This is a genomic window from Hymenobacter sp. J193, from assembly GCF_024700075.1.
GTDB lineage: Bacteria > Bacteroidota > Bacteroidia > Cytophagales > Hymenobacteraceae > Hymenobacter.
In genome coordinates this window covers 2,746,977-2,764,734 of record NZ_JAJONE010000001.1, presented here as the reverse complement: position 1 = coordinate 2,764,734, position 17,758 = coordinate 2,746,977, and the positions used below count along the sequence as shown (strand labels likewise).

Below are 17,758 nucleotides of genomic sequence, written 5' to 3'. Positions count from 1 at the left end.
AGGCAAAACTACGCTTTTAGCGGGTGCCATCGGGGCGTAACATAAGCATAATATTGCCGTCATGCTGGCATAATAGCGGCCGGGTACTTTTGCGGCACAAAACAACCCATCTGGCTATGCAACGTTCTTTCCTAGTGCTGCTTATGCTGTTGACAAGCACCTGGGCCCTGGCCCAGCAAGGTACGCTCAGCGGCAACGTGAAAGACAAAAAAACCGGCGAGGCCGTCATTGGCGCCACGGTGCTGGTAACAGGCACCATTCAGGCCGCTCCCGTGGAGGTAGACGGCCACTACACCCTGAAGCTGGAACCGGGAACCTACAGCATCACCATTACCAACATCGGCTACAAGCCCCAAACCTTCCCCGGTATTGCGGTGCGCGCCGACGCCATTACCACCCTAAATGCCACGCTGGAGGAAAATACTACAACGCTGCAAGGCGTGACGGTGACCGGCCAGAAGCAGACCGGCACTGAGGTGGCGCTGATTCAGGACCTGCGCAAAAGTGAGGTGGTCGTGAGCGGCATGTCGAACGACCAGATTGTAAAATCCCTGGACCGCGACGCCGCCGAAGTAGTAAAGCGCATTCCGGGCGTGACGATTCAGAACAACACCTTCGTAGTAATCCGGGGGCTGTCGGAGCGCTACAACACGGTGTTGCTGAACGACGCCCTCACGCCTTCGGCCGAAACCGATACCCGCTCGTTTTCCTTTGATGTGCTGCCCAGCTCGGTTATCGACCGGATCCTGGTGTTTAAGTCGGGGGCACCGGAACTGCCCGGCGAAATGGGCGGCGGCGTAGTAAAGGTGTACACCAAGAACTCCGCCATCGAGAACAGCACTACGTTTTCCTTTTCCAGCTCCTACCGCGCCGGCACCACCTTCAACGCCTTCCAGCGCGCCAACAACTCCCCTACCGACTGGCTGGGCTTCGACAACTCGCAACGCACGCTGCCCAGCGGCACGCCCGGCACGGTATCATCGGACAATGCCACGCCGGAGCAGCTGGCCGCCACAGGCCGCTCCCTGCGCAACGACTGGGGTATGCGCAACGTGACGGCGCGGCCGGATCTGCGCGCTTCGCTAGGCCTTACGCGCCGCCTGACGCTGGGCAGTGCCGACCTGACGAATGTTACGTCCCTTTCTTACTCTAACACGCTGGAGCAGTACACCGTGAGCCGGGCGCGCTACAACCAGCCGTCGGGCGGCACTATTCAGCAGCAGTTTGGCTATGAAGACCAACAGAGCACGGCCGGCGTGCGCCTGGGCATCGTGCACAACTGGGCAGTGCGGCTGAATCCGCGCCACAAAGTGGAGTTCCGCAACCTGTTCAACCAGATTGGGGCCGACCAGACGGTGCTACGTACCGGCGTAAACGAAGCCGATGGCTACGACCGACGCGACTATGCCTTCCACTACACCAGCCGCAGCATCTACTCGGGCCAGCTGCAGGGTACTCACACGCTCGGTGGCCGCGAAAACACCACCGTGAGCTGGACCGGCGGCTACAACTACGTGAACCGCAACGAGCCCGACTTCCGCCGGGCCCGCACCCAGCGCGAGCTGGGCACCGATGACCCATTCCGCGTAACCATTGGCCGGGAACTGGTAGAAACCAGCCGCTTCTACTCCGACCTCCGGGAGAATACCTATATGCTAAGCGGACAAGTGGAGCGCCGCCTCACGGGCCGCGACACTACTCGCGCCAGTGCCTACAAGCTGCGGGCCGGCTTTTACACCGAGCGCAAAAGCCGGGACTTCAACGCCCGCCTGCTGGGCTTCGTGCGCGGCACCGAAAACGGCTTCGACAATAGCATTCTGACACGGCCGATTGACCAGGTATTCGCGCCGGAGAACTTCGGGCCGGAGAAGCTGCAGCTGGACGAGGTGCGCAACCCCAGCCGCAACTACACGGCCGACAACACCCTCATTGCCGGCTATGTGGGTACCACGGCGCCCATCAGCGACAAAGTGAACCTCTCAGGTGGGGTGCGCATCGAGTATAATGACCGGCAGGTGAACACGGCCACGCTGGGCGATGAGCCGGTAAATACCCGCGAGAAGCGCACTATTGTGATGCCCTCGTTCAACTCCACCTACAACTTTACGTTGCGTAGCCTGCTGCGGGCCGCCGCCAGCGTGACGGTGAACCGCCCCGAGTTCCGGGAGCAGGCCCTGTATCCTTACTATGACTTCAACAACACGGCCCTGATTATCGGCAACCCGCAGCTGAAAACGGCTACCATCTACAACGCCGACCTGCGCTACGAGTTCTACCCCAGCCCCACGGAAATGCTGTCGGGCGGTGTGTTCTACAAGTACTTCAACGATGCCATTGAGCAAACGCAGCAGCCCGCCAGCGGCTCTTTGCCCAACATCAAGCCTGCCAACGCCGACGCGGCTTACGACTACGGCGCAGAGATTGAGCTGCGCAAGTCGTTGGCCGGCCTGGGCGGGGCCGACATCTGGAACCGCTTCTCGGTGCTGCTGAACGCCTCCGTGATTCGGAGCCGGGTGGATCTGAGCAGTGACTCCTCGCAGATTGCGCGCCGCCCGCTGCAGGGCCAGTCGCCATATGTGGTGAATGCGGGCCTTTTCTACCAGGATACCGACCGCGGCCTGCAGCTGAACGTGCAGTACAACGTGGTGGGTAAGCGCATCTTCTTGGTAGGCAACCGCGACATCTTCACCATCTACGAAATGCCGCGCAACGTGCTGGACATTGCCGTGACCAAGAGCATTGGGCAGCGCCTGGAAATCAAGGGCGGTATTCAGGACGTATTCAACCAGGCCGTGCGCCAGGTGCAGGACGTGGACTTCGACGCCAAGATTACCAGCGCCGACCGGGACTTTGCCCGCTACCGCCGGGGCCAGTACAGCACCCTCGGGCTGGTGTACCGCTTCTAACAATAAGGTAACATTCGCCTAAAGAAAGGATAACGCCTTCCGTAGCCCGGGAGGCGTTTTTTCATGAGTACTTCGCAGCGTCATTTCAACCACGTCTTTCTGACTATGAAAAAGTTTGTACTTCCTGCTTTCCTGCTCGCCGCGCTGCTCAGTTCCTCCGCTCAACGGGCGCAGGCACAGGCACCCGTGGTAACGGTTAAGGACAAGATTACGGCCAACACCACCTGGTCCAACAAGAACGTGTACCTGCTCGACGGCTTCGTGCGGGTGGCCGACGGCGCCACGCTCACCATTGAGCCCGGCACTGTTATTAAAGGCAAGAAAGACACCCAGGGCACGCTGATTGTGGAACAGGGCGGTAAGCTCATGGCCGACGGCACGGCCAGCCAGCCCATTGTATTCACTTCGAACTCGGACAAAGGCAAGCGCGCCCGCGGCGACTGGGGCGGCGTGATTCTGCTGGGCCGCGCCCCCCAGAACATCAGCGGCACCACGGCCGTGATTGAGGGCGGCGTGAACGGCGTGTTCGGCGGCACCGTAGCCAACGACAACTCCGGTATCCTGCGCTACGTGCGCATCGAATTCCCCGGCGTGGCTTTCCAGCCCGACAACGAAATCAACGGTCTGACGCTGGGCGGCGTGGGCTCCGGCACCATTATCGACCACGTACAGATATCCTATTCCGGCGACGACTCCTTTGAGTGGTTTGGGGGCAGCGTGAATGCCAAGCACCTGGTGGCCTTCCGCGGGCTGGATGATGACTTCGACTCCGACAACGGCTTTTCGGGCAAGGTGCAGTACGCCGTGGCCCTGCGCGACCCGGAAGTGGCCGACATTTCGGGCTCCAATAGCTTTGAGTCGGACAACGACAAGAACGGCTCGGCCAACTCGCCCAAAACCAGCGCGGTTTTCTCGAACGTGAGCAGCTTCCTGCCCGCTTCTACCAACCTGAACTCGGACTACAAGCGCGCTATGCACATCCGGCGCAACTCGGCGCTGTCGGTCTTCAACTCGGTCTTCACGGGCTGGCCCACCGGCTTGCTGCTGGATGGTACGCCCTCGGAAGCCAACGCCACGAGCGGGGAGCTGCAAATCAAGAACACCGTGCTGGCCAGCGCCAAAACGAACTTCGCCGCTGCCTCGGGCAGTTCCTACGACGTAGCCGGCTTCTTCAACGCCGCCACGCGCAACAACCAGCTGACCACCACCGACGCGCTGAGTTTGAACGCCGACAACTTCAGCCTCACGGCGCCTAAGTTTATGCCGCTGGCCGCCTCCAGCCTGCAGGCCGGCGCCGACTTCACCGACGCTAAAATCAGTGGGGAGTTTTTCGATAAAGTAGCGTTCCGGGGCGCCTTCGGCGCCGAAGACTGGACGGCTGGCTGGACCAACTTCGACCCGCAGAACACCGACTATGCCAGCGGCATCACCACCGCCAGCCGTAAGAAATCCGACCAGCTGGCCGGCCTGAGCGTGTACCCCAACCCGGCCGCCGGCCAGGCCTCTGTGGCTTTCGTGCTGCGGCGTGGGGCGACGGCCGCCGTGCGCGTGCTGGACGTGACCGGCCGCGAGGTTGCCCAACTGAGCCAGCCCACGAAACTGGCTGCTGGTGCGCACGAGCTGCGCCTGCCCAGCCTGAAAGCCGGCGTATATGTAGCCACAGTAGTTACCGAAGAAACCACCCAGGCCGTACGCTTCGTGGTGACACAATAGGTACCTGCACGCATAGCACAGCCTGAATCTGGGGGCGGACACCGAACGTGTCCGCCCTTTTTGTGCTTACGGTGGCCGGGTGATGATGCGCGGCTGCGGGCCAACGGGCACCTTTACATAGCGCAGATGGGCCAACTCCGCTCCTAGCGCTACTTTTGTTTCTGCTTCGCTTCCTAACCGCCTATTGATTGATGCGCATCCTGCACCTGCCCAAGTGGTACCCCAACCGCTACGATGATCAGGATGGCGACTTTGTAGCCCGGCACATTGCGGCTATTGCCCAGGCCGAGCCCACGGCCCAAACCGCCGTGGTATTTGCCGCCGTAGCCCGCCACCCCTTGCCTGCCTTGATTGAGGCCGAACACGACCCGACGGGGCTGGTGCCTACCTGGCGCTATTATTACCGCGCCCGGATTACAGGCCTGAAGCCGTTGGATAAGCTACTGAAGCTGCTGCTTTGGCTGGAATGCATGCGCCGGGGCCTTGGTGCCGTGCGGCAGCACTGGGGCGGCTCCCGCCCCGATATTACGCATGCCCACATTCTGCTGCGCCCGGGCGTTCTGGCTCTTTGGCTGAAGTGGCGCCACCGGATTCCGTACCTTATCACGGAAAACTGGACCATCTTTCTGCCCGCCAATGATGAGCGCCGGAGCTGGTTCCGGGGGTGGCTAGCGGGGTGGCTGGTAAAGCAGGCCGATGCCTACACGCCCGTTTCGGATGACTTGCGCCGGGCCCTGGCACGCCTGGGCGGCGTGAACCCGCATACCGTCATCATCCCGAATGTGGTAGATACGGAGCTGTTTCACCTGCCGGCTGAGTCCGGGCCCCGCCGGGGTCTGCTGAACGTAGCCGCCTTCAACGAGCAGGCCAAAAACCTGAGTGGCACTTTGCGCACAATAGCCCGCCTGCGCAGCCAGAAGCCCGAGTTGCGCCTGCATCTGCGCATTGCGGGGTACGGGCTGGCTGAGGCCCAGATGCACCAATTGGCCACCGACCTGGGCTTGCTGACCGACGGCACGGTGGAGTTCCTGGGCAAGCTCACGCCCGCGCAGGTAGCGGCCGAAATGCAGCTTGCCCAGGTGTTCGTGCTGTTTTCCAATTACGAAAACCTGCCCTGCGTACTGCTTGAGGCTCAGGCCAGCGGCCTGCCGGTGGTGGCTACCCGCGTGAATGGCGTGCCCGAAATGGTGCCTGAAGACGGCTCCTGCGGCCTGCTGGTACCGGCCGGCGACGAGGCAGCCCTGGCTGAAGCCTTACTCACAGCCCTACAAGCTCCGGCTGGCCGCTTCGATGCCAGTGCTATGCGGGCCCGGGCCGTTAGTAGGTTCAGCTATCCGGCGGTGGGGGCTGCTTTCTGGCGGGTGTACCGGCAGCTGCTGGCGCAGGCGTAGCTTTACATTTTTCCTCGCTATATGCTCCGTCGCGTCGCGTACAATTTTGCTGCCCGACTAAGTACGGCTCTGCTGAGTTTTGGCGTGGTCTGGCTGACGGCGCGTTACCTGGGTGCAGCGGGACGTGGGGCCGTGAGCTTGTTTGTTACGGATTGCGCGGCCCTGCTCTTGTTCATCGGGCTCTTGGGTGGCTCTTCGCTGATTTACCTGGCGCCGCGCCGCAACCTGTGGCACCTTCTGCTGCCGGCCTACGGCTGGGCCGTGGTGGTGTGCGCGGCCGGCACAGCAGTAGTCGGGCTGCTTCGCCAGCCTGCATTTGCTTACCTGCTGCATCTGGGCAGCCTGAGCTTGGTGCAGGCATTTTTTTCCATCAACTGCGCGCTGCTGCTGGGCCGGCGCCGCGAAGGCAGCTACAACCTGCTCACGGCGGCGCAGGTGGCATTGCTGGCGGGCGGCTTGCTGCTGGCCTTCGGGCTGGCTGTGCGGTGGCAGGCAGTGAGTACTTATTATTATGCTTCCTATGTAGCGTTTGGGTTGCCTCTGCTGCTGAGCTTCAGGCTACTGCTGAGGCTACCCGACCAACTGCGGCTGGACCTGCGGCTGCGGGCTACCACCCGCGAACTGGCCCGCCACAGCCGGGGGGCGCACTTCTCCAATATCCTGGCCTTTGCCAATTACCGCCTCAGCTACTATTTCGTAGCCTACTATGCCGATGCCCGAGCGGTGGGTATCCTATCGGTAGGCGTGGCGCTGATGGAGGCCCTCTGGTTGATTCCGCGCAGCACCGCCCTGGTGCAGTATGTAGACATGGTACACACGGCCGGTACCGGTCCGCTTCCCACCGCTGCTTTACGCGTGGCGCGCCTCACCATAGCCGGCACGCTGGCGGCCGTACTGGCGCTAATCGGGCTGCCGGCGGAACTGCTGAGCCGGGTGTTCGGGGCTGAGTTTGGGGCCGCGCGCCCGGTTATGCTGCTGCTGGCTCCCGGCGTGGTGGTTATGGCTGTTCAGCTGCTGGTGAGCAGCTATTTCGCGGCCCTGGCCCGCTACCGCATCAACAATACTGCCGCCACGCTGGGCTTGGCCGTCACGCTGATTGCCTGCGCTCTGCTTATTCCGAAGCTGGGCATCCGGGGGGCGGCGCTGGCTTCTACCTGCTCCTACGTGGCTTCCACCTCCTTTTTGCTGTGGCACTTCCAACGGGCTACTGGCAGCGGCTTCAGGGCCTTCCTGCTACGCCCTGATGACGTGGCGCACGGGTGGCGGCTGTTGCGGCAGCGCTGGCGCTAGCCTGCTGTCTTCACTGCCACTTCAAAATACGGGAGTCGGCCAGGGGATTGAGCGCTTGGGTAGGCGTGGCGTCCGGTAGACACACTGCGCACCGCGTGTTGCCAACCTGCTTTAGCTGGTCAGAATGCCTCGTTGGGGACTATGCGCCAGTGCCCGCCGCTGCCAGGCGCTTTCATCGGCAATGAGCACGTGGTTGAGCAGCCACGGGTTACGCGCCACCCGGCCCAGGGCGCGCAGAGTCTTGGTGAGTCGGGACAAAGCAGAACGGATTAGCTGATGGGCACTTTGCGCAGGATGGCCTCAATCAGATCCTGGGTGCGGATGCCGTCGGCCTCGGCTTCATAGTTGAGCAGGATGCGGTGGTTGAGCACATCGGCCGCCACTTCCTTGATGTCTTCGGGCAGTACGTAGTCACGCTCATCCAGAAACGCCACGGCTTTGGCGGCCCGGTGCAGGGCAATGCTGGCGCGCGGGCTTACCCCAAACTGTACATACTGCTGAAAGTCCGGCAGATCGTACTCAGCCGGCTTGCGGGTGGCAAAAACCAGCTCGATGATGTACTTCTCCAGGGTTTCGGAAATCTGCACCTGATTGATCTGGCTGCGGATGGCAAAGATGTCTTCTTTGGTGAGCACGGGGTTGACTTCATCCACGTAGCTGAGGTTGGCCATGCGGCGCATCACTTCCAACTCATCGGCCTTCTTGAGGTAATCTACGAACACCTTCATCATGAAGCGGTCTACCTGGGCCTCGGGCAGCGGGTAAGTGCCTTCCTGCTCCACGGGGTTTTGGGTGGCCAGCACCAGAAACGGCAGATCCAGCGGGTACGTGGTTTCGCCGATGGTAACCTGCCGCTCCTGCATGGCTTCGAGCAGGGCACTCTGCACCTTGGCCGGGGAGCGGTTGATTTCGTCGGCCAGCACGAGGTTGGCGAAAATCGGCCCCTTCTTCACCTCAAATATCGACTGGCTCTGGTTGTAGATCATGGTGCCGATGAGGTCGGAGGGCAGCAGATCGGGGGTGAACTGCACGCGCTGAAACGGCAGGTGCATTACCCGGGACAGGGTACTGATGGTAAGGGTTTTGGCTAGGCCCGGCACCCCTTCCAGCAGGATGTGCCCGCCCGTAAACAGGCCAATCAGCAGCCGGTTGACCATGTAGTGCTGGCCCACCACCACTTTGCCAACTTCAGTAAATACCTGGCGGATTTTGTCGCGGTAGTTTTCCACGGAATGCAGTCAAGAGAAAAGCGAAGGTACCCAATTGGCCACGGCTGACCCGGCCAGGCAGCCGGGCCAAGATAGCAGAGTAAGCGGAGTTGCCGGTCATAGTCGGCCCCTATACTTCTGTTTATGTGCGGCCTCTGCCGGTTCACGTACCAAAACTCTTCTTTTACTTACAAAAAGCCCTATCACAATTATATGTTGGCTATCCACTGTTGGTTATATATCTTACATGCCTTTTATTAGCTGCCTGTAAGCGCTTTTCTCTTTTATTCTTCTTTTTCCTATGAAAAAAACCCTACTCACACATTCATCTTCTGGCCTCTCCCGCCACGCGTGGCGGGCCTTGCTGGGCCTGGGCCTGGCAGCCACGCTGGGCACGTCACCGGCCCTGGCGGCACCGCTTGCCGCGCCGGCCAGCAAACCGGTGGTTGCTGCCGAAGTAGACCGCGTCGTCACGGGCGACGAGCAGATTCTGACGAATGACACTTACCATAACTTAACCATTAAGGCAGGCGCTACGCTGGAGATTTACGGGGAAGTCACTATTACGGGCACTATGACCGTTGAAACCGGCGGTACGCTGAACTGCGCGGGCTTCCAAGGAGGAGTAGTGAAGGGGCCGGGCGCCTTCGTGCTGGAAGATGAGGCCACTCTGATTATCAGAAGCGCCGAAGGCATTGCCGCAACCGGCCAAAACACCGGTATTATTCAAACGACGGCCCGCTCATTCAGTTCCAAGGCTGCCTATGCTTATCTGGTACCTCCATTTTTTATACTCGAAACTCCTCCCGTGACGGGAACTGGCTTGCCAGCAGAAGTAGCCCTCTTACTAATCGGACCCGATATCAGCAGCATCTCGGCTCGTCAGCAAAAGCCAGCCGATTCTCCTTTCGCAATCTTACTTAGCAAGGATGTGAAAGTCAGCACGGGGGTAGTGATGGCCTCAGCTGATTTATACCTGAATGAGCACCAGCTTACGCTGCTCTCGACCAAGGATGTCACAGCCGAGATACTCCCTGTCAATTTTTTTGCAGACTTTGAGGGCGAAGTCATCGGCAGTACAGTAGTAGCGCAGAAATACATTGACGCCGCTACGCCTATCGGGTATCATCACCTGTCTTCTCCCGTTCAGGATGCGCCATTCAAAGCGCTGGAAAGTGGTGGCAACTTCAAGGCAATTCTCAACTCTGCTTATAACTCCGCAGAGAAGCCCGGCGCCCTTGAAGAGTTCCCCAACGTATTTGGCTACGATGAACGCCGGCTGGCTACGGCCAACGAATCGTACGGGCAGACGTTTTCCCGCGGCTGGTTTTCGCCCACTGAATCAAGCATGGAGGAAGGACGCGGCTATTCCGTCAACATCCGCCGAGGCCAGACGCTCAAGTTTGCCGGCGCAGTAAACAATGGCCCCGTAGGGCCGCTTACCCTCACGCGCGGCGACGAAGAAGATAGCGGATGGAACCTGCTCGGCAACCCCTACCCGTCCTCCATCGACTGGTATGCGGCTGATCAGTTAGGCGTTATTCCTGGCGGCATGGAACGCTCGGCTTACATCTACTCGCCCACCAGCCAGTATGGCGGCACGTACCGGACATACTTTAACAATGGAGACGGAACATCTTTTGGTGACCCTATGATTGCCCCGGGCCAGGGCTTTTTCACCCGGCTTTTTAATGACAACAGCTCTGTAGAGCTTACCTTCACCAACGAAATACGCGGAGCTTTTAATTTCGAACCCACCGAACTCCAAGCCAGCCTGCCCAAGCTCACCCAGCGCACAACGGCCAAGCGCATCACCAGTCCCACGCAGCCCTACGTGCAGCTGGAACTGAAAACCGCCAGCGGCCTCGCCGACCCCACGTACGTGTACTTCCAGGCGAAAGCCACTGCTGCCGTGGAGAACAACTACGATGCGCCCAAGCTGCGCAACGTAGGCGCGGCTTCGCTCTTCACGATGGTAGGCGCTAAGGAACTGGCCGTGAACGGACAGGCACCTTTGGCGGGCCTGGCCGTGAGCATTCCGGTAGGTGTAGCCGCCGGCGCCGGCACTTATACCCTGCGCGCCGAGAAAATCCTGAACTTCGCCGGTGCTCAGCCCGTGTCGTTGGTCGATAATGTAACCGGCAAAACCACTGACCTACGCCAGCAGCCGGAGTACACCTTCACGCTGGACAAAGCCTTTTCCGGGCACCGCTTTAATCTTGTTTTCGGAGCCAGCAGCGTAACCGGCAACCGCGACGCCGTGAAATCGGCGCAGGTAGCCTTGTATCCCAACCCAGCCCGCACCGCGTTTGAGCTGCAGATTCCGGTAGTAACCGGGGGCAAAATTGTTAAGGCCCGCCTCTACAACCAGCTAGGCCAGTGCGTGCAAACCCGCAGCCTGCCCATGACCAGCCAGGGTGCCCAGGGCTCCTTTGACGTGCGCAGTCTGGCCCGCGGAGTCTACTCCCTGCAGCTGGAAATCGGCACTACGCTGCTTACCAAGCGGGTAGTTCTGGAATAGGCTGTCTTCCCTTACCGTATGAATCATTTCCTTTGCCCTATGAAAAACGTACTGCTGAAGCTGCTATTGATGGGCAGTTTGTTGATAATGGCCAGCGTAGCCCATGCACAAAGCGACGAGCCCCCAGAAGGCGGCCCCATGCCCGACGATCCTACGGCCGTACCCATTGATGGCGGGGCCTCCCTCCTGCTGGCTGCCGGCGTAGGCCTAGGCGTGCGGCAGCTACGCCGCCGCAAAACGGCCAAGTAAGCGCCTCCACGATTTACCAGCAAAATCCCCGGCCTCGTAAGCCGGGGATTTTTAGTTATTTTTAGGGTACGTTTTCAGGCTTACTTGGCCTGCAGCCGCCTAAATACCCATGTCTATGGATACCCGCAAGCGTCAGTTGCTTCGTTTTGGACTACTCAGCCTAGGTATCTATTTCCTGTGGCTTGGTGTATATGAAAACTGGCTGGGCCCGGACCACCGGCTGGACACAGAATTATCCAACAACATTGCCGCGGGTAGCGCCTTCGCATTGCGGCTCGTTGGCTTCGACGCCGGCACTGCCAGCCAGCACATCGTAACTATTGCCGGCCAGCAGGTAGTAGCCGTGTGGCCGCCTTGCAACGGACTGGTGCTCTATGCGTTGTTCACGGGCTTCATCCTCGCTTTTCCCGGCCCGGCCAAATCAAAGCTCTGGTTTATTCCTATTGGTATAGCGGCCATTTACCTTATCAATATTCTACGTGTAGCGGCCCTGGCTTTAAACCACGTCTACGCTCGTGGGTCAGTTGATTTCAATCATCACTACACCTTCACATTCATAGTATACGCCTTTATTCTGCTGCTGTGGGCCCTGTGGGTTAGGCGTTTCGCTCAGCCAGCTGCCTAAGCCTTGGTGTCAGTTATGCCTACCCGTTCACTTCCTGCCCGCTTGCTATGGATTTCTAGCTTGCTGGTTTTAGCAGGTTTCCTGTTTTGCCTGGGTGCTTATGAGAAGGATATCCTTGGTCAGCTCAATGTTGTATGGCACCGCTACAGCACCAACCTGCCAACTGCCTTAACCGGGTCTGCCGATCCGGCCATTACCCGCCTCCCTGTACCGGTTGTTGGTTTTTACACCTTGCTGTATATCTGCCTATGCCTGTTGCTGCTTAGACTGCTCGTTGTTACCTCACTGCGCTTCCGCTTCATTCTGGCAGCTTACGCGGGGAGCTTTGGTGCCTGCCTGGTACTACTAGTCCTGGCTAAGCTCCTGCCCGGCGCATTGGGCCTTTATCAGCTGGGTCGTAACCTGATTGATTTTATCGTTTCTCCTCTACCAATCATGGCACTTGTCCCTTTGGTATATTGGTATTATCCCGCTGCGGCTCCAGCTACCGCAGCCAAATAAGCAAAAGCAACGAAAAGCTTTGTTTCTGCCCGTAGCCGGCAGCTGCCCGCCCGCTTGAACGAGCAGCTACCGACCGTAAGCACTAGCGCGACAGGGAGGAGCCGAGCTTGATTAGAATTTTGCCCAGGTGCGTCAGGGGGGCAGTATAGCCGTTGGCGGCTTCTTCGGCCACTTTGATGGTTTCGGCACCCAGGCTGGCCAGCGTTTCGGCAATGCTGTGTGAGTCGGTTTCCGAGTTGCTGAGCTGTTCGCGCAACAACACAATTTCCTGCTTGATCTTAGCCAGGCCCGGCCGCTCACTGGCTAGCAGCACCTCTTCCCAGCGGGCTATTTCGGAAAGGCCCCGCTTGTTGTCGGCGCTGGGTACACCGTCATTCAGCAGCGCTAAGGTATCTTCAACCAAAGCCGAGTTCTGCTTGTCGCTAACTTCCAGCGGAATGGTAGGCGTAGGAACGGACTGGGGAGTGGGCGTGATGGAATCCATATAGATCAGAAAAGAAAGGTCAGAAGTTACAGGCATATACCTAGGCTGTGGCGGAAAGGTTGACCATGCATTCTGGCCCGCTCGGGTAGCTGGGCACTTAACCGCTTATATCTGTCAGTAAACCGGACAAAGGCCCCTTAGGTCGCGGAAGCTGTGATTTCAATTCTTCGGCCAAGGGCAGGCAGCCCGGCGGGTTACCTTTTCCGGCCTGCCTTTATTAAGGCTGAATCTTTCACCAGCCATTCCAAATTGCCATGAAATTCTCCCTGAAATCTACCCTGGTTGCCGTTGCTTTCGCCGCTTCGATGACTGCCTGCTCCCAAGCCGAGCAAAACAACGCTGAAGCCGCTGCCGACAACGCCGCCGCTACTACCGAAGCCGCCGCTGACACCGCTGCCGTAGTTACCGACGACGCCGTGGAAGGTGCCGGCCAGGCTACTGAAGCTGCTGCCTCTAACGCTGCCAACGCTACCGAAGCCGCCGCAGACAACGCCGCTACGGAAACGAAAGAAGCTGCCGCCGCTGCTAAAGAAGAAGCTGCTCATTAATTGCCCGGCGCTCCGGCGTCAACAGCTACACAAAAGCCCCCTGACGCAAGCTAGGGGGCTTTTTTTTGCGTTTCTAAGCTTCTGGAGTAGCCAGCGTATCGGCGGGCGCAGGGCACACCAGTTCCAGCAGTACTGAGTAGTAGGGGCGGCCCGTCATGCGGGCGCGCAGCCAGCCGTAGTAGCTCAGGGCCTGTAGATCTTCGCGCAACAACGGCAGGAACGTGGGCAGGGCTTCCACGCGCGCGGCAAAGGCGGGCTGCCGGGCCACATCGGGGTCGAGGAGGATACTGCGCACCAGCTGCAGGTAGCTGGCTACGTAGGCGTACGGGTGCGGCTGGCCCGCAAACCGCTCGTGCAGCAGCCGCTCGATGGAGCGCAGCCGGTTTAGAGCCAGGTCGTGGTGGCCGAGCTCCAGCTGGATGAGCATTTCGCCCATATTCTTGTTGAGCAGCCACTCCAGGCCCATTTCCTGCTCGCACCAGTGGTCCGTTTGCCCGATAGTGAGCAGCACCTGGTTGGCTTTCTGAAAAAGCCCTTCGGCAAAGTAGTGGAAGCTCAGGCCCAGGCGCGCCGTCAGCTCGTCGCGGTGGGTAAGCGAGGTTTCGGATAACAGCTTGTTCAGCAGCGCAATGCTTTCGTTGTTGCGGTGCATAAAGGCGTAAATGGCAGCCTGTAGAAACGCACAGCGGGGCAGCCACTCAGTGGCGTAGCTGCGCCCCCCGGCTGCCAGCAAAGTGTGCATCTGCGCCAAATACCCGGCCGCCTCTGCAAAGCGGCGCGTGCGGTAGAGACCGTGCGCAATCATGTACAGCAGCCCCAGTTGGTAGTAGCGGTGAGCCGGGGCAAAGCCGTGGCGCTTTTCCATGAGGTGGTAGCAGCGCATCACAAAGGGCGTGAAGGAGCTGAAGTCACGGCGCACGAGCATGGCGTTGCGGGCAATGGACATGAGCCGGTAAAGCACCGCCGGGCGGCGAGCAAACGCCTCCTGCAGCTCGTATTCGCGCAGCACTTCCTGCAGAATCCCGTCAAACGACTCGGCGGCGCGGCCTTTGACGCGGGCCTGCCGCAGCCGGTGCCTGATGATGCTGTCGGCAATACCGGCCCGCTCCTCTTCGTCGGCTAGCTTCTTGTTGAGGTGGCGCCGCCGGATGATGTCGTCGAGGTCTTCGGTGGCTTCGCGGCTGGCCTGGGCTATTTGCAGGTTGTACACCGCGTTCAGCAGTTCAAACTGTTCATTTTGCTGGGCCTGCTTTTCGGCTTTGCGCAGGGTAGTCCAGGCCAGGCGGGGCACGCCGGCCTCGAACAGGTACTGGGCCAGCGTGAGCAGGCCACGCACCGAGGACGCCGCCGTAGGGTCGCGCTGGTGCTGGCGAAGCAGCAGGTACTCGGTGAGGTGACGTAGCAGGCGCTTGCGCAGAGCGTAGTAGGCCGTGGGGTTGGGTTCCTGCGGGTACAGACGCGCCAGAATCTGCTCGGTGGTGAGCGGCTGGGGCAGCAGCAGCAGCTCGTAGAGGCGCTGGTCCATGCGGCCCTTGTCTTTGCGCCGCTGCCGCTGAATGAACTGGTCGAACTCGCGCCGCTCATCAACGGAAAAGGTGGCTAACGTGGTCCGTAAATCATCCATTGCCGGCTTGGATTGTATATAATTTTATTCTCAATAATAAGGAGAATAGCGGAGCATTCCGGCACCGGAGGTGCTTTTGCAGCTTAATTGATTTTTTACGGCAACCAGCCACTGAGGCCCTGGCGCTAACCTCCGCAGTAAGGCCGCGTATAGCTCGTCAATACCTTTCCCACCTAACGCTTCTTTCACTCATGGATCTGAACAACAATAACCTGAACGACCGCACGGAGCTGCGTGCCCGCGGCAACTGGAACGAAATCAAGGGCCAGGCCAAGCAGAAGTGGGGCAACCTCACCGACGACGACCTGGACTACCAGGAAGGCCAGCAGGATGAGTGGTTTGGCCGCCTCCAGCAGAAAACCGGCGACGCTATTGATGACATCAAAGGCTGGTTCCACCGCACGTTCTAACTGGCCTGCCTTACGCTTACTGCGCCCCGCCCACCCCAACCTGGTGAGCGGGGCGCTGCTTTTTGGCCATATATCATCGTTTCGCGTAAGCTCCTACATCTATTCTTTCACCTTTCTCCCATGTCTCTCTCCAACTCAATTTCTGCGGCGGTGCCGCACTCGGCTTCCAGCGGCATTCGGGCGCTGGCCCGCTTTGGCTTTGCGGCCAAAGGCGTGGTGTATTTACTGCTGGGTATTCTGGCGCTGCTGGCGGCTACCGGCCAGCAGGGCGGCCAGACGGCCGACAAAAAGCAAGCCGTACAAACCTTGCAAGGACTACCTGGCGGCTCCGTTTTGCTCGGGCTGGTTGCGGTAGGGCTCCTAGGTTACATCATCTGGCGCTTCACACAGGCCTTCCGCGACACCGAAAACAAGGGTTCCAGCGCTAAAGGGCTGGGGCGGCGCCTGGGCTACGCAGGTAGCGGGCTGCTTTACGCCAGTCTGGCCTGGTACGCGGCGCAGCTGGCCTTCCGGGGCTCAGCCAGTGGCAACAGCGGCAGTGCCCAGCAAAGCCTAGTGGCCAAAGCCCTGAGCTGGCCCGCCGGCGAGTGGATTGTTATCCTAGTCGGGCTGATTACGATTGGCAGCGGTCTATATCAGATTTACCGGGCTTATTCGGGCTCATTCCAGAAGCACGTGAACAGCGCCGATATTCCGGCCGGCCAGCAAAACATGGTGTACCGCACCGGGCAGCTGGGCTACACGGCCCGCGGCATCGTAATGGCCATCATCGGTTACTTCTTCGTGCAGGCGGGCCGCCAGCACAGCGCGGCGGCTGCCGGCACCACCGACGAAGCCTTTGACCTGCTGGCGGCTATGGGCCCCGTCGTGCTCGGCATTGTGGCGCTGGGTTTGATGGCCTACGGGCTCTACATGCTGGTGCAGGCGAAATACCCGGTACTGAATGTAAAATAGTGAAATGGTGAGTTGACGTTCTGATGATGCCACTTGCGCGGTTAGCACGTCAACTCACCATTTCACCACCTCACTATTTCACCTCTGCTCCCACGTAATCAGCCAGGTACTGGTACCGCTCGGTGAGCTGGCCGCCGCGGGCAATGGTAGCGCGGGCTACCACGTCGTCGGTGCCGGCTTCGCCCAGCAGGTGCGGGAAAACGTTGTCGATCAGCTGGCGGCCAAAGTCACGGCTGGCGTTGCGGGGCAGCTCGCAGGGCAGGTTATCCACGGCCATAATGGTGATATTGCCGGGTCGTGAGTAGGCGGCCTCCAGCTCGCCGGTCTGGCAGTTGTAGTCGAAGGCCGGCTCCTGAATGGTGCTGCTGCGCTTGGTGGTCGGGATGGAGCCGTTCACGTCGCAGGTGACGTCGGCAATGGTATTGATGCGGAAATCCGGACGGCAGATGTCTTCTTCCGTGAACAGGTGCGGCGCGGCCGGGTGCCAATAGGCGCAGGCAATGAGCAGGTCCGTCACAGGTAGGAAGTTCTGAAACGTCGACTCGTATTCCTGCGGGTTGCGGTGAAAGTCAGGCGTATCCCACACGCGTCCGTCGCGGCGGCGGTTGTAGTCGGAGGAGCGCAGTTGGGTGTATACCGGCTCGTTAAAATTCAGATATAGGTAATCGTACACGCTCACCCGTCGGATGCCCATCCGGTTGAGCACCTCCACAGCACCCTGGGCCACGCGGCCGGTGCCCGTCACGGCCATTTTGATGGGCGGCAGCTGCTTTACTTTAAAGAACTCCTCCTGCATATCCTCCATATCGATGCACTCGTAGGCCGGCTTCAGCTGAAACAGCCCGTGCTTGCGGCCATACGTGAGCAGCCCGTTGTAGGCCCCCACAATGCCGGCCCAGCGTCCGAAGGCCACAATCCGCTCCCCTTGCTCATTGGTCAGCAGCTCGTAGTCTATGAGGGTAATGTTCTTCTTCAGAATTTGGCGCAGCAGCTCCCGGTTGGCCGGCTGCTTTTTCACGGTGTGCGAGAAAAACAGGTATGTTTTATTGGGAATCAGCTGGCTGACGGGCACCTCCTTCACGCCCAGCAGGATGTCGCAGTCGGCCACGTCGGGGCGCACTTCCAGGCCAAGGTCGCGGTACTCCTGGTCGGAAAAGCAGCGGATGGGGCTTTCCTGCACCACAATGCGCAGGCCGGGGTACTGGGCCTGCGCTTCGGCGCATTTTTTGGGCGTGAGCGGCACGCGCTTATCGGGCGGGGTTTTGCCTTCGCGAATCAGGCCAATGGTAACGGAACGCATGGAGGAGCTTGGGTGGGTGGAAATCAGCCTCAAA

The 17,758-nt window shown here is 59.9% G+C and carries 16 protein-coding genes; 11 read left to right on the top strand and 5 right to left on the bottom strand.

The window, feature by feature from the left end:
- Positions 1-116: 116 nt before the first annotated feature.
- The 4 genes from LRS06_RS12115 (at position 117) to LRS06_RS12100 (ending at position 7,300) form a co-directional block, all read left to right on the top strand.
- Complete coding sequence (locus LRS06_RS12115) at positions 117-2,906, top strand: TonB-dependent receptor (protein ID WP_257871734.1); 2,790 nt, start codon at positions 117-119, stop codon at positions 2,904-2,906.
- Positions 2,907-3,011: 105 nt separating this feature from the next.
- Positions 3,012-4,619 carry a T9SS type A sorting domain-containing protein gene (locus tag LRS06_RS12110; protein WP_257871733.1) on the top strand — a complete coding sequence of 536 codons (1,608 nt, stop codon included), beginning with the start codon at positions 3,012-3,014 and terminating at the stop codon, positions 4,617-4,619.
- Between the two features lie 191 nt (positions 4,620-4,810).
- A complete protein-coding gene (locus tag LRS06_RS12105; protein WP_257871732.1) occupies positions 4,811-6,010 on the top strand; it encodes a glycosyltransferase in 1,200 nt (399 codons plus the stop codon).
- A 21-nt stretch (positions 6,011-6,031) separates the two neighbouring features.
- Positions 6,032-7,300 carry a lipopolysaccharide biosynthesis protein gene (locus LRS06_RS12100; protein WP_257871731.1) on the top strand — a complete coding sequence of 423 codons (1,269 nt, stop codon included), beginning with the start codon at positions 6,032-6,034 and terminating at the stop codon, positions 7,298-7,300.
- A gap of 111 nt (positions 7,301-7,411) precedes the next feature.
- Here the strand turns inward: LRS06_RS12100 and LRS06_RS12095 are convergent, their stop codons facing one another.
- Together LRS06_RS12095 and LRS06_RS12090 are read right to left on the bottom strand one after the other, a co-directional pair.
- Positions 7,412-7,558 carry a hypothetical protein gene (locus LRS06_RS12095; protein WP_257871730.1) on the bottom strand — a complete coding sequence of 49 codons (147 nt, stop codon included), beginning with the start codon at positions 7,556-7,558 and terminating at the stop codon, positions 7,412-7,414.
- Positions 7,559-7,569: 11 nt separating this feature from the next.
- Positions 7,570-8,529 carry a MoxR family ATPase gene (locus LRS06_RS12090; protein ID WP_317191358.1) on the bottom strand — a complete coding sequence of 320 codons (960 nt, stop codon included), beginning with the start codon at positions 8,527-8,529 and terminating at the stop codon, positions 7,570-7,572.
- Between the two features lie 280 nt (positions 8,530-8,809).
- Between LRS06_RS12090 and LRS06_RS12085 the strand changes: the two genes are divergently transcribed.
- The 4 genes from LRS06_RS12085 to LRS06_RS12070 all read left to right on the top strand — a co-directional run bounded on the left by LRS06_RS12085 (position 8,810) and on the right by LRS06_RS12070 (position 12,404).
- Positions 8,810-11,029: a T9SS type A sorting domain-containing protein gene (locus LRS06_RS12085; RefSeq protein ID WP_257871729.1), complete on the top strand. Its 2,220-nt coding sequence runs from the start codon at positions 8,810-8,812 to the stop codon at positions 11,027-11,029.
- A 39-nt stretch (positions 11,030-11,068) separates the two neighbouring features.
- On the top strand, positions 11,069-11,278 hold the full coding sequence (locus LRS06_RS12080) for a PID-CTERM protein-sorting domain-containing protein (protein ID WP_257871728.1): 210 nt from the start codon (positions 11,069-11,071) through the stop codon (positions 11,276-11,278).
- Positions 11,279-11,393: 115 nt separating this feature from the next.
- Entirely contained in the window at positions 11,394-11,903 is a 510-nt protein-coding gene (gene xrtX, locus LRS06_RS12075) for an exosortase X (RefSeq protein ID WP_257871727.1), read from the top strand.
- A 15-nt stretch (positions 11,904-11,918) separates the two neighbouring features.
- Positions 11,919-12,404, top strand: coding sequence for an XrtX-associated membrane protein (locus LRS06_RS12070; RefSeq protein ID WP_257871726.1), 486 nt, complete (start codon positions 11,919-11,921; stop codon positions 12,402-12,404).
- A gap of 82 nt (positions 12,405-12,486) precedes the next feature.
- On the opposite strand, the gene LRS06_RS12065 is transcribed toward LRS06_RS12070, so the two are convergent.
- Positions 12,487-12,888: a hypothetical protein gene (locus tag LRS06_RS12065; RefSeq protein WP_257871725.1), complete on the bottom strand. Its 402-nt coding sequence runs from the start codon at positions 12,886-12,888 to the stop codon at positions 12,487-12,489.
- Between the two features lie 254 nt (positions 12,889-13,142).
- On the opposite strand from LRS06_RS12065, the gene LRS06_RS12060 reads away from it, so the two are divergent.
- Positions 13,143-13,436 (top strand): hypothetical protein, encoded by a 294-nt coding sequence (locus tag LRS06_RS12060; protein WP_257871724.1) that lies wholly within the window; start codon positions 13,143-13,145, stop codon positions 13,434-13,436.
- 73 nt (positions 13,437-13,509) lie between these two features.
- On the opposite strand, the gene LRS06_RS12055 is transcribed toward LRS06_RS12060, so the two are convergent.
- A complete protein-coding gene (locus LRS06_RS12055) occupies positions 13,510-15,060 on the bottom strand; it encodes a hypothetical protein (protein ID WP_257871723.1) in 1,551 nt (516 codons plus the stop codon).
- 191 nt (positions 15,061-15,251) lie between these two features.
- Here LRS06_RS12055 and LRS06_RS12050 point away from each other — a divergent pair, with 191 nt between their 5' ends.
- Complete coding sequence (locus LRS06_RS12050) at positions 15,252-15,470, top strand: CsbD family protein (protein ID WP_196954053.1); 219 nt, start codon at positions 15,252-15,254, stop codon at positions 15,468-15,470.
- 120 nt (positions 15,471-15,590) lie between these two features.
- Positions 15,591-16,424 carry a DUF1206 domain-containing protein gene (locus LRS06_RS12045; RefSeq protein WP_257871722.1) on the top strand — a complete coding sequence of 278 codons (834 nt, stop codon included), beginning with the start codon at positions 15,591-15,593 and terminating at the stop codon, positions 16,422-16,424.
- Positions 16,425-16,497: 73 nt separating this feature from the next.
- Here the strand turns inward: LRS06_RS12045 and LRS06_RS12040 are convergent, their stop codons facing one another.
- A complete protein-coding gene (locus LRS06_RS12040; protein ID WP_257871721.1) occupies positions 16,498-17,724 on the bottom strand; it encodes an NAD(P)-dependent oxidoreductase in 1,227 nt (408 codons plus the stop codon).
- Between the last annotated feature and the right edge of the window lie 34 nt (positions 17,725-17,758).